The sequence below is a fragment of the Pseudomonas sp. RL_105y_Pfl2_101 genome, assembly GCF_963970585.1.
In the GTDB taxonomy this organism is placed as follows: Bacteria; Pseudomonadota; Gammaproteobacteria; order Pseudomonadales; family Pseudomonadaceae; genus Aquipseudomonas.
The window spans coordinates 91,979-104,126 of sequence record NZ_CAXAPG010000015.1; the positions used below are offsets into that span (position 1 = coordinate 91,979).

General features: G+C 64.4%; 11 protein-coding genes. 10 read left to right on the top strand and 1 reads right to left on the bottom strand.

Annotated features, from left to right (window positions below; genetic code table 11):
- Window positions 1-145 precede the first annotated feature (145 nt).
- The gene (locus AACY31_RS17330; RefSeq protein WP_339504862.1) at window positions 146-1,534 is read right to left on the bottom strand and encodes an aminotransferase-like domain-containing protein; all 1,389 of its coding nucleotides are present in this window, start codon (window positions 1,532-1,534) and stop codon (window positions 146-148) included.
- 135 nt (window positions 1,535-1,669) lie between these two features.
- Here AACY31_RS17330 and AACY31_RS17335 point away from each other — a divergent pair, with 135 nt between their 5' ends.
- From AACY31_RS17335 to AACY31_RS17380, 10 genes are all read left to right on the top strand, one after another.
- Window positions 1,670-2,836 carry an MFS transporter gene (locus AACY31_RS17335; RefSeq protein WP_339480915.1) on the top strand — a complete coding sequence of 389 codons (1,167 nt, stop codon included), beginning with the start codon at window positions 1,670-1,672 and terminating at the stop codon, window positions 2,834-2,836.
- 229 nt (window positions 2,837-3,065) lie between these two features.
- Window positions 3,066-3,737 carry a GntR family transcriptional regulator gene (locus AACY31_RS17340; protein WP_339480917.1) on the top strand — a complete coding sequence of 224 codons (672 nt, stop codon included), beginning with the start codon at window positions 3,066-3,068 and terminating at the stop codon, window positions 3,735-3,737.
- Between the two features lie 112 nt (window positions 3,738-3,849).
- The gene (locus AACY31_RS17345; RefSeq protein ID WP_339491955.1) at window positions 3,850-4,782 is read left to right on the top strand and encodes a 4-hydroxyproline epimerase; all 933 of its coding nucleotides are present in this window, start codon (window positions 3,850-3,852) and stop codon (window positions 4,780-4,782) included.
- Window positions 4,779-5,894, top strand: coding sequence for an NAD(P)/FAD-dependent oxidoreductase (locus AACY31_RS17350; RefSeq protein WP_339504865.1), 1,116 nt, complete (start codon window positions 4,779-4,781; stop codon window positions 5,892-5,894). Before AACY31_RS17345 ends, AACY31_RS17350 begins: the two co-directional genes overlap by 4 nt.
- A 227-nt stretch (window positions 5,895-6,121) precedes the next feature.
- On the top strand, window positions 6,122-6,358 hold the full coding sequence (locus AACY31_RS17355; RefSeq protein ID WP_003202550.1) for a 2Fe-2S iron-sulfur cluster-binding protein: 237 nt from the start codon (window positions 6,122-6,124) through the stop codon (window positions 6,356-6,358).
- Complete coding sequence (locus tag AACY31_RS17360) at window positions 6,355-7,611, top strand: FAD/NAD(P)-binding oxidoreductase (RefSeq protein WP_339504867.1); 1,257 nt, start codon at window positions 6,355-6,357, stop codon at window positions 7,609-7,611. The genes AACY31_RS17355 and AACY31_RS17360 overlap by 4 nt, the downstream gene beginning before the upstream one ends.
- Before the next feature lie 275 nt (window positions 7,612-7,886).
- Complete coding sequence (locus AACY31_RS17365; protein ID WP_339491959.1) at window positions 7,887-8,636, top strand: AraC family transcriptional regulator; 750 nt, start codon at window positions 7,887-7,889, stop codon at window positions 8,634-8,636.
- 234 nt (window positions 8,637-8,870) lie between these two features.
- Entirely contained in the window at window positions 8,871-9,701 is an 831-nt protein-coding gene (locus AACY31_RS17370; RefSeq protein WP_339504870.1) for an ABC transporter substrate-binding protein, read from the top strand.
- A 10-nt stretch (window positions 9,702-9,711) separates the two neighbouring features.
- A complete protein-coding gene (gene lhpI, locus AACY31_RS17375; protein WP_339504872.1) occupies window positions 9,712-11,490 on the top strand; it encodes a cis-3-hydroxy-L-proline dehydratase in 1,779 nt (592 codons plus the stop codon).
- Window positions 11,483-12,148: an amino acid ABC transporter permease gene (locus AACY31_RS17380; RefSeq protein WP_339480929.1), complete on the top strand. Its 666-nt coding sequence runs from the start codon at window positions 11,483-11,485 to the stop codon at window positions 12,146-12,148. The genes lhpI and AACY31_RS17380 overlap by 8 nt, the downstream gene beginning before the upstream one ends.

Here is a 12,148-nt window from a genome sequence, read left to right on the forward strand (position 1 = left end):
CAATGTTGAATGCCAGGCCGCTATCGCGAGCAAGCTCGCTCCCACAGGGGGCCGGGGCCAACCACAAGGTTTATACCCGCTGAAGATCCAATGTGGGAGCGAGCTTGCTCGCGATAGCGGACTAAAGCATTCACCCAAAAGCTGACTAAGCCGCCACAATCGACTCCTGCTCCACCCGCTGGAAGAACACCTGCGCACGATGATCCTGGGTATAAGCCACGTTCAACCGCAACCAGTCGCACGCCTCGCCCTGGGGCAGGAACGTCGAGCCTTGGGACAGTTGGATTTGCAGCTCCCGGGCGATCTGCTGCACCCGTTGTGCCGCCAGCCACCGCGGCCTGGCCCAGACGAACAGGCCCCCCATCGGCTCGGCAAATACCTCCCAGTGGGCCGGATTCAATTGGCGCAGCGTGCTCGCCATCTGCTTGTTCAGGCGCTGGCGCAAGCGCTGGATCAGCTTGCGATAAGCACCGTTGGCCAGCAACGTCGCCACCACGTTTTCCGCCAGCAGCGAACAACCGATGCCGGTAATCATCTTGACTTCGGCCAGGCGCTGGATGATCTCGGGATGGGCAACCACGTAACCGATGCGCAGCGAACTGGACAACGTCTTGGAAAAACTCGCCAGGTAGATCACCCGGTCCAGGGCATCCAGAGAAGCCAGGCGTGAGGTCGAACCGTTCTGGAAATCGGCGTAGATGTCGTCCTCGATGAGGCGAACGTCATGGGCGGTTGCCAGTTGCAGCAGACGATAGGCCACACTCGGCGCCAGGCTGGTGCCAGTGGGGTTGTGGTACATGCTGTTGATGAAGAAATACGAGGGCTTATGCTCACCGAGAAGCTGTTCCAGGCGGGCGATGTCCGGGCCTTGCGCGGTTCTTGGCACCGCCACGGTCTGGACCCCATGCAGTTTCAGCAGATTGAACAGGTTGTAATAGCCAGGGCTTTCCACCAGCACCAGGTCGCCGGGCTTGAGCAGGGTTCGCACCAGCAGATCGAGGCCCTGGCTGGCACCTTGGGTGGTGATGATTTGCGCCGGGTCGACGTGAATATCGATCAGGCCCAGGCGTTTTTGAAGGTGCAGGCGCAGATGAGGCGAGCCCAACGGGGTGCTGTAGTTGAACAACGCGTGGTTGTCGCTGCGCACCACTTGGCGGATCGCCTGGCCCAGCTCGGTGTCGTCGCGCCAGGCATCGGGCAGCCAGCCGCAACCGAGCTTGAGCTGCGTCGATTCATTGTCGAACAGCCGCCACGGTGCGTTATCCGCTTCAGGTGCAGGTTCCACCGGCTGGGCCAACTGCTGCGCGACAAAAAAGCCCGCGCCGTGCCGGGACTCCAGCACCCCACTGGCGACCAGTTGGTCGTAGGCCTTGATCACGCTCGACAAGCTCAGGCTGTTGTCCCGGGCCAGTTGCCGAATCGACGGCATGCGCGCGCCGGGGCGAATGCCATGAGCGTTGATCCAGCCCATGAGGTGCGTCACGAGCTGCCGGATCACGGGCTCGGCAACGTTACGATCAATCTTCAGGTCCACGGCTGGCACTCTTGGCTAAGTGTTCTCGAATTTTGAGCGAACAGTTAAGCATAAATGGCCTGGGTCTGTTCCTTGTTTGCGTTGTACCCACAAGTGATAGTCCCCGGGACTTCATACCCCCCTTAAGGAACACGCTTGAACCCACAGCATCGACATTCCTGGGGGCTGGCTTTCGGCCTCTGCCTGATCACCCTTGCGGTCAACCTGCAGGCGCCGCTGTACACCACCTACGCGCAGTTGTCCGGCTACGGGGCCGGCGCCACGGCGGTGGCGTTTTCCGGTTATGTGCTGGGCGTACTGCCGGTCCTGCTGGCGTTCGGCGGGCTGGCCGACCGGGTGGGACGCAAACCGTTGATCCTGGTCGCCCTCGGGCTGTCGATGCTGGCGACGCTGGTGACGCTGCTCTGGCCAAGCCTGGAGGCACTGGGTGTGGCGCGCCTGATGATGGGGGTCGGCACAGGTCTGGCCTCAGCCACCTCGACCGCTTACATGGCCGAGCTCATGGCAACCCGCGATCCCCGCTCGCCGGCCAACCGGGTCACCGCCAGCACCTCCCTGGGCTTTGGTCTGGGCGCGGCGTTGACCAGTCTGTTCCTGTTCGTCCATCACAGCGCCACACCCGGCAGCTTCTGGTTGCAGCTGATGTTGGCTGCCATCGCGATCGTCGTAGTCTGGCGGCTACCGGACCCAGCGCTGAAAATCAAAAGCGCGCCCTTGCTGCGCCTGCCGTTGTTTCCCACGGGCAGCCTGCCCTACAGTTTTTCCATGCTGCTGGCCTGGGCGACCTCGGGCCTGGTCATCGCCATATTGCCGTCGGTGCTGGCGACCCACGACTTGCAGCGTTGGTCTGGCCTGTCGACCTTCACGGTCATCAGTTGCGGCTTGCTCTTCCAGCCCTGGGGTCGGCGCATGCAACCGGCCAGGGCGACGGGCTTGGGGTTGTTGATCCTGCCCGCGAGCTACGCGCTGCTGGCCTGGGGCGCGAGCGCCGGCTCCCTGCTCGCCGTGTTGCTCGGAGCACTGGGCGCCAGCAGCGCTTGCTACGGTTTCCTGTACCTGGGCGGGTTGTCAGCCGTCACGGCCATGGCCGACACGGAAAAGGCCCGGGTCAGCGCCGGGTTCTTCCTGTTCGCCTATGTCGGGTTCAGCATCCCGGTGGTGGTGACCGGGTTATTGGCCGATCATTTCGGCGCTGACGTGGCATTGATCGTCTTCGGCCTGGCGCTGCTGGCGGGGGCGTCTGTTACCGGATGGCGCATCGTCCGGACCGAGGCTTATGTGAGCCACCTGTCCCACGGCTGAACACAACCCCTTTGCCAAGAAGCTGTGTAAGAGCTGCGTGTAGGAGCTGTGTAGGAGCTGCCGAGTGCAACGAGGCTGCGATCTTTCCCAATACACTTGAATCTCAAGCGAAAGATCGAAAGATCAAAAGATCGCAGGCTTCGCCAGCTCCTACGCAGCGCCTTCCCGGAACACCGCGCCCGGTAAAGTCGTATACCATATCCCCACCTAAGCCGAACGACCCGCCGCCGTGACTTTATCCAAGTTCAACCTGCCTGACCTGGGCAACACCCCTTCCACCTCGGAAATCATCACCCGCCACCTGCGCGACGCCATCGTGGCCGGCCACTTTGCCGAGGACGAGCCCATTCGCCAGGATGACATCGCCCGGCAGTTCAACGTCAGCAAGATCCCCGTGCGCGAAGCCCTCAAACGCCTGGAGGCCGAGGGCCTGGTGATGTTCCAGCGCAATCGCGGGGCGATGGTGACGCGCATTTCCGAGGCGGAGCTGGCGCAGATGTTCGAGGTGCGCATGCTCCTGGAAGACAAAGTGCTGCGCTTGGCGATCCCCAACATGACCGAGGACACCTTCGCCCGCGCCGAAGGCATCTGCCAGGAGTTCGTCGGTGAAGATGACGTAGGGCGCTGGGCCGAACTGAACTGGCAGTTGCATGCCTGCCTCTACGAACCGGCGCAACGGCCCTTCATGGTGAGTCTGATCCGCTCGGTCCACGACAAGCTGGAGCGCTACTTGCGCATGCAGATGAGCTTGTCGGCGGGCAAGGAACGCGCCGATCACGAGCACCGGGAAATCATCAAGGCCTGTCGCACCGGCGACGTCGAGCGTGCGGTGAAGCTGCTGGACGAACACATCGCCGGCGTCTGCGAAACCTTGTTCAAGTTCCTGCCTTCAAGCCATTGATCGGTTGGCACTGTGCTGATTTCGTCATCGACGACAGATAAATCCATCAAGCCGTCGCCCCCCGGCGCGGGCCACGCTTGCCGTCACTCATCTGAACGGACGTGGCCCTCCCATGAAACGCATCACCGTGATCGATTCCCATACCGGCGGCGAACCGACCCGACTGGTCACCGACGGTTTTCCTGACCTGGGCCCGGGTAGCATGGCCGAGCGCAAGCAACGCCTGGCCACGGAACACGACGCGTGGCGCAGCGCCTGCGTGCTCGAACCCCGGGGCAGCGATGTGCTGGTGGGGGCGCTGCTCTGTGAGCCGGTGGACCCCAGCGCCTGTGCCGGCGTGATCTTTTTCAATAACAGCGGCTACCTGGGCATGTGCGGCCACGGCACCATCGGCCTGGTGGCGTCACTGGCCCACCTGGGCCGGATCGGCCCCGGCGTGCACAGCATCGAAACCCCGGTGGGCACGGTACAAGCAACCTTGCACGAAGACCGCTCGGTCAGCGTGCGCAACGTGCCGGCCTACCGTTACCGCAAGGCCCTGGCCCTGGAGGTGCCCGGCATCGGCCCGGTGGTGGGCGACGTGGCCTGGGGCGGCAATTGGTTTTTCCTGGTCGCCGAACATGGCCAACGCGTGGCCGGCGATAACCTCGACGCGTTGACCGCCTACACCTACGCCGTGCAGCAAGCCTTGGAGCAGCAAGGTTTTCGCGGCGAGGACGGCGGCCTGATCGACCACATCGAACTGTTTGCCGACGCCCCGCAAGCCGACAGCCGCAGCTTCGTGCTCTGCCCGGGCAAGGCCTATGACCGCTCCCCGTGTGGCACCGGCACCAGCGCCAAACTGGCGTGCCTGGCGGCCGATGGAAAACTGCAACCCGGGCAGATCTGGCGCCAGGCCAGTGTCATTGGCAGCGAGTTCGAGGGTTCCTACGAGCGTTCGGGCGAGCGCATCGTGCCGACCATCCGTGGCCGAGCCTACATCAGTGCCGAAACCACACTGATCATTGAAGCCGATGACCCGTTCGCCTGGGGCATTCGTCCGTGAGCGAGGGCCATGTCGCCGATGTGATCATCATTGGCGCGGGCATCATCGGTGCGGCCTGTGCCCAGGCGCTGGCCCGACGCAACGTCAACGTGTTGGTGCTGGACGCCGGTTGGCACGGCGCCACGGCGGCCGGCATGGGGCACCTGCTGGTGCTCGATGACAACCCCGCGGAGCTGGCCCTGAGTCAATATTCCCTGCAGCGCTGGCGCGAGCTGGCCCCAGCCCTGCCCGACGGCTGCGCCTGGCGCAACAACGGCACCTTGTGGTTGGCGGCCAATGCCGAAGAAATGGCGGTGGCCCATAGCAAATACCTGAACCTGCTGGCCCATGGCGAAGCCTGTGAATTGATCGGCCATGCCACCCTGCGTCAGCGAGAACCCGAGCTGCGCCCGGGGCTGGAAGGTGGGCTGCTGATCAAGGGCGATGGCATCCTCTACGCCCCGGCGGCCGCTCGCTGGATGCTGGACGCGCCCAACATTCGCCAGCAACGGGCGCAGGTCAGCGAAGTCGACGGTCATCGCGTGCGCCTTGACGACGGTCGCTGGTTGAGCGCTGAAGCGGTGGTCCTCGCCAATGGCATCCAGGCCACTGAATTGTGCCCCGAACTGCCGATCGTGCCGAAGAAGGGCCACCTGCTGATCACCGATCGCTACCCCGCCACTGTCACCCACACCCTGGTGGAACTGGGCTACGTCACCAGCGCCCATAACGCCAGCGGACCGTCGGTGGCGTGCAATATCCAGCCGCGCCCGACAGGGCAATTGTTCATCGGCGCCTCGCGGCAGTTCGGCACCGTCGATCCGCAGGTGGAAGGCTGGATGCTGGCGAAGATGCTCAAGCGCGCCGTCGAATACGTGCCAGGGTTGGCGCCTCTGAACGGCATCAGGGCCTGGACCGGTTTTCGTGCAGCAAGCCCCGACGGCTTGCCGCTGGTGGGCCAACACCCACAGCGCCAGGGACTGTGGCTGGCGGTGGGTCACGAAGGCCTGGGCGTGACAACAGCGCCGGCAACGGCCGACCTGCTGGTCGCGCAGCTGTTCGACGAAACCTCACCTCTGGCCGCGCTGCCTTATCTGCCGCAGCGTTTTTTGGGAGAACCGGCCCATGCCTGAAGCCCGATACACTTCCCCTGTGGCGAGGGAGCAAGCTCGCGCTGGGCACCGTAGGAGCTGCCGAAGGCTGCGTTCTTTTGATCTTTCGCTTGAGATTCGAGCTATCAGGGAAAAGATCGCAGCCTCGCTCCGCTCGGCAGCGCCTACAGGCCCGGCGCGAGCTTGCTCCCTCGCCACAGGTTCTGGGTGTGCTCAAGGCATCCGCTTAGCCAAGGAGGATTGTCCCCATGCCTGACTTGTTTTTGGACGGCCGCCCACTCTCGGTTGCCAACGGCACCAGCGTCGCGGCAGCATTGGCGTTGGGCGCGGATGGGTGCAGTCGCACCTCGGTCAGCGGCCAGCGCCGTGCGCCCTTATGCGGCATGGGCATCTGCCAGGAATGCCGGGTGCTGATCGACGGCCGTCGACGCCTGGCCTGCCAGACCCTGTGCCATGACGGCATGCAGGTGCAGACCCGACCATGAACGAAACCACCGACCTGCTGATCATTGGCGCCGGCCCCGCTGGCATGGCCGCCGCCCTCGCCGCAGCCGGCAGCGGCGCGCGCATCGTGCTGCTGGACGATAACCCACTGCCCGGCGGGCAGATCTGGCGCGACGGCCCCCAGGCCAACCTGCCGAGCGCCGCCCGACACCTGCGCGCGCAACTGCAAACCTGCGCCAACGTACGTTGCCATGCCGGCACCCGCGTGATCGCCTGCGCGGCGGATAAAACCTTGCTGGTCGAAGATGCCGAGCGCGGCTGGCAGATCAGCTACGAGCGCTTGATTCTCTGCACCGGTGCCCGCGAACGGCTGCTGCCGTTTCCCGGCTGGACACTCCCCGGCGTGACCGGTGCTGGCGGCTTGCAGGCGCTGATCAAGGGCGGCGTGCCGGTGCGCGGCGAACGGCTGGTCATCGCCGGCAGCGGCCCCTTGCTGTTGGCCAGCGCCGCCACCGCGAAGCATCAAGGCGCACAGGTGTTGCGCATCGCCGAGCAGGCCAGTCGCACCGCTGTCGCCGGCTTCGCCGCACAACTGCCGCGCTGGCCGGGGAAGCTTTTCCAATCGTTCAGTCTGTTCGACCGGCAGTACCGCACCGACACCCATGTGGTGGAAGCGCTCGGTCGGGAACGGCTGGAGGGCGTGCGCTTGCATCAGCAAGGCAAGACGATTGAATTGGCCTGCGACCGGCTCGCCTGCGGCTTTGGGCTCATTCCCAATACCCAATTAGGCCAGGCCCTGGGCTGCGCGGTTAAAGACCAGGCGCTGGCGATTGACGCCTGGCAAGCAACCACTCGCCATGAACATTACGCGGCAGGCGAATGCACCGGTTTTGGTGGCAGCGAACTGGCGCTGGTGGAAGGCGCCATCGCCGGCCATGCCGCCGTCGGCAATAGCGCAGCCGCCCAGCGACTGTGGCCGCGCCGGGCACGCTGGCAGGGTTTCGCCCGGGCATTGAACAAGGCCTTTGCCCTCGATCCACGGCTCAAGACCCTGGCCACGGCTGACACCTTGGTCTGCCGCTGCGAAGACGTGCCGTATGGCGAACTGGTCGGCCACGAAAACTGGCGCGAAGCAAAACTGGCAAGCCGCTGCGGCATGGGCGCCTGCCAGGGCCGAGTGTGCGGCGCCGCCCTGGAACACCTGTTCGGCTGGACACCGCCCACACCTCGCCCACCCTTCAGCCCGGCGCGGATCGAAACCTTGCTGAACCTGGAAGAAACCCCTCCCACCTGAACCCGACACACATCCCACTCTGACCTGTACTCACCACAAATCCCCTGTGGGAGCTGAGCTTGCTCGCGATAGCGGTGGGTCAGTTGGTAGAGATGCTGCCTGTGCCGCCGTCATCGCGAGCAAGCTCGGCTCCCACAGGGGATTGCCATAACCCCCAGATCTGTGAACACGCCGGAACCCTGTGGGAGCGAGCCTGCTCGCGATGGCGGCGTGACAGGCACTACATTTTCGACTGACACTGCGCCATCGCTCCCACAAAAAAGACAACGCCGGCCATGTACCCCTCACTCACGTCCTTAGCCCCCTGCGACCTCGACACCCTGCTGCGCAGCCTGCAGCCCATCGCCCCGCTGCTGGACACCCTCGCGGACGTGGTGTTTTTCATCAAGGACAAGCAGGCCCGCTACGCCTTCGTCAACCAGACCCTGGCCCGGCGCTGCGGTTTCAAACACAGCGCCGACCTGCTCGGCCTCAGCGCCGACCAGGTGTTCCCCGAGCGCTTCGGCCCGCTGTACACCGAACAGGATCGTCGGGTGCTGGCCAGCGGGCGGGAGTTGGCCGACCAGCTCGAACTGCATTTGTATTACGGTAACCAGCCCGTATGGTGCCTGACTCACAAGCTCGCCCTGCACGATCCAAATGGCCAGATCGTCGGCCTGGCCGGCATTTCCCGCGACCTGCAACTGCCGCAATCAAGCCATCCGGCGTTCCAAAAACTGGCGGCGGTGGACGCCCACATCAAGCACCACTTCGCCCGCCCCATCAGCCTTGCCGAGCTGACCGCCATTGCCGAATTGTCGGTGGCGCAATTGGAGCGGCACTGCAAACGCATCTTCCAACTCACGCCGCGGCAGATGATTCACAAGGCACGACTGGAGGAAGCCTCGCGACTGTTACTCGACAACGACCTGCCAATCACCGAGATCGCCCTGCGCTGCGGTTACACCGACCACAGCGCCTTCAGCCGCCAGTTCCGGGCCCTGACCAGCCTGTCTCCCAGCCAATATCGCGTAAAACGACGCTGATCCTTGTTCCCTGATGGGGCGTCGGGCCCCGTGGTTGCTCCCATCTGTAACACGCCGCCCCAGCACCATCTCCTTGCCCTGCTTGTTAGCGCCCGGCATGAAAGCCTCTAGGCCAGCCCTGCGGTGGCATTGCTGCGGCTCTGCCAGAAACAGGCACGCCGATTGCTTATCTAATATCGTATACGAAATCCTTAATGCGATATTTCACCGCATTTATTCGACAGCGAGGCATTTATGAAAAAACCTGCATTGGCGGTCGCCCTCAGCATTGTCCTCAGCCCGCTTTTCATCGCCCACGCCCACGCCCACGCCCACGCCGACAAGCTCGATGAGATCATCGGCTCGGGCAAGCTGCGTTGCGCCGTGACGCTGGACTTCCCCCCGATGGGTTTTCGCGACGAAAGCAACAAACCGGCGGGCTTCGACGTGGACTATTGCAACGATCTGGCGAAGGTCCTCGGTGTAGATGCCCAAGTGGTGGAAACCCCGTTCTCCGACCGAATCCCCGCGCTGCTGTCCGGCCGCGCCGATGTCATCGTCGCCTCCACGTCTGACACCTTGGAGCGGGCCAAGACCGTGGGCTTGACCGTGCCCTACTTCGCCTTCCAGATGGTCGTGCTGACCCGCGACAACACCGGCATCAACAGCTACGCCGACCTCAAGGGCAAAGCCCTGGGCAACACCAGCAGCACCTACGAAGCCATCGCCCTGGAGAAGGACCAGAAGCGTTGGGGTAGCGGCAGCTTCCGCGCCTACCAATCGCAGAACGACACCTTGCTGGCGGTCGCCCAAGGGCACATCGATGCCACCGTGGCGACCAACACCGTGGCCGCCGCGACCCTCAAGTCGGGCAAGTACAAGGGCCTGAAGATCGCCGGTGACGCGCCCTACGTCATCGACTACGTGTCCCTCGGTGCCAAGCGTAGCGAATACGGTCTGCTCAACTACCTCAACCTGTTCGTCAACCAGCAGGTGCGCACCGGCCGCTACAACGAACTGTTCGTCAAATGGGTCGGCACCGACATTGCGCCGGCCAACCTGACCGTTCCCCAGGTCTATTACTGAGGATCGGCGCATGCCAAACACGCCTGTCCGTGTGAAAGGCCGCAGCCTGGTGGAAGGTGCCGCCCAGGGCGCCCTGCTGTTCGCCGAGGTGGGGCTGAGTTTCTGGGGCGGGGTCGATCCGGCCAGCGGCGAGGTCATCGACCGCCACCATCCCTTGAGTGGCCAGCGCCTGGCCGGGCGTGTGTTGGCCATTCCCAGCGGGCGCGGCTCCTGCACCGGCAGCAGCGTCTTGATGGAACTGATCAGCAACGGCCATGCACCCGCGGCCCTGGTGCTCGCCGAAGCCGATGAAATCCTGACCCTCGGCGTGCTGGTGGCGCAGGTGATTTTCCAGCGCTCGCTGCCGGTGGTGTGCGTGGGGCACGAGGCCTTCAATGGGCTGCGCGGCCAGGGTTTCGTGCGCCTGGAAGGCGACGTCCTGACACTGTTTGGCCACCCCCCAAACGACGGTTGGCAAGGTGCTGACACGACGCTTCAGCCGCCCACATCCTCGACCCTGGAACTGAGCGAACAGGACCGGGCGTTGCTCGACGGCAGCCACGGCAAGGCCGCCCAAGTGGCAATGCAAATCGTGCTGCGCATGGCCGATATCCAGGGCGCCACGCAACTGCTGGACGTGACCCAGGCCCACATCGACGGCTGTATCTACACCGGCCCGGCCAGCCTGCGCTTTGCCGAACAACTGGTGCAGTGGGGGGCGAAGGTACGTGTGCCCACCACCCTCAATTCCATCTCCGTGGACCAGCGTCGCTGGCGGGAACTGGGCGTCGATCCGGCCCTGGGCGAGCCGGCCAGTGCCCTGGGCGATGCCTACATGGCGATGGGCGCTCAACTGAGCTTCACCTGCGCCCCCTACCTGCTGGACACCGCGCCCAAGGCCGGCGAACAGATCGTCTGGGCCGAGTCCAACGCGGTGGTCTACGCCAACAGCGTGCTGGGCGCGCGCACGCAGAAGTACCCGGACTTCCTCGACATCTGCATCGCCCTGTGCGGACGGGCACCGTTGACCGGCTGCCATCTCGACGACCCGCGCAAGGCCCGGCTGATCGTCGACGTGCCGGCGCTGGGTCAGGTGGATGACAGTTTCTATCCACTGCTGGGCTATCACATCGGTAGCCTGGCGGGCCGGCGCATCCCGCTGATACGTGGGCTGGAACACGCCGCGCCCACCCTGGACGACCTCAAAGCCTTTGGTGCCGCGTTCGCCACCACCAGCGCCGCGCCGTTGTTCCACATCGCCGGGGTAACGCCGGAAGCCCTCGACCCGGCCGATGTCCTGGAGAAGGACGTCACCTTGCCGCAGGAAAGCGTCGATACCGCCGGCCTGCTTGCCAGTTGGCGTGAGCTCAACAGTGCACGGGACAACTGGGTGGACGTGGTGTCCCTGGGTAACCCGCATTTCTCCCTCAGCGAATTCGCCGCCCTCGCGGCCTTGTGCGTGGGCCGGGTCAAGCATCCGTATGTGGTGCTGACGATCACCTGCGGCCGGACAGTGCTGGAGCAGGCCCGTAAAGCCGGGTATCTGGCTACCATCGAGACTTTCGGGGCGGTGCTGGTGACCGACACTTGCTGGTGCATGTTGGGCGAACCGGTGATCCCGCCCCACGCCACCACGCTGATGACCAACTCCGGTAAATACGCCCACTACGCACCGGGTCTGGTCGGGCGTGGGGTGCACTTTGCTGCCCTCGCCGATTGCGTCGAGGCCGCGTGCACCGCCACGACTCGCGGCCGGCCGCCGACATGGCTGCAACCCACCGCCCGCACCGGGAGCCCGACTTATGTTTGACTACAGCTTCCAATGGCGCCCGGCCTTGCGCGCCCTGCCTGACATGCTCGCCGGGGCCTGGGTGACGTTCGAGACCGCCGCGCTGTCGATGATTTTCGGTGTGCTGATCGCCCTGGTGCTGACGGTCATGCGCCAGACCCCGAATCGCGTGCTGCGGGGCGTAGGCGATGGCTGGGTGTCCATCGCCCGCAACACGCCCTCGCTGTTCCAGATCTACATCCTCTACTTCGGCCTCGGCTCCCTCGGGCTGCACGTCAGTTCCTGGCTGGCCTTGCTGGCCGGAATCACCTTCAACAACGCCGGCTACCTGGCGGAAAACTTTCGTGGCGGCCTCAAGGCCGTGCCCGGTACGCAAATGCGCGCCGCCCGCTCCTTGGGAATGAGCGCCTTCCAGGCGTACCGGATGATCATCGTCCCGCAACTGTTGCGCATCGTGTTCTACCCGTTGACCAACCAGATGGTCTGGGCGGTGCTGATGACGTCCCTGGGGGTGGTCGTCGGTCTGAACAACGACCTCACCGGTGTCACCCAGGAATACAACGTCAAGACCTTCCGCACCTTCGAATACTTCGCCCTCGCGGCGGTGCTGTATTACCTGATCGCCAAGCTGATCGTCGGGTTGGCCCGGCTGTTTTCCTGGCGCTTGTTTCGTTATTGA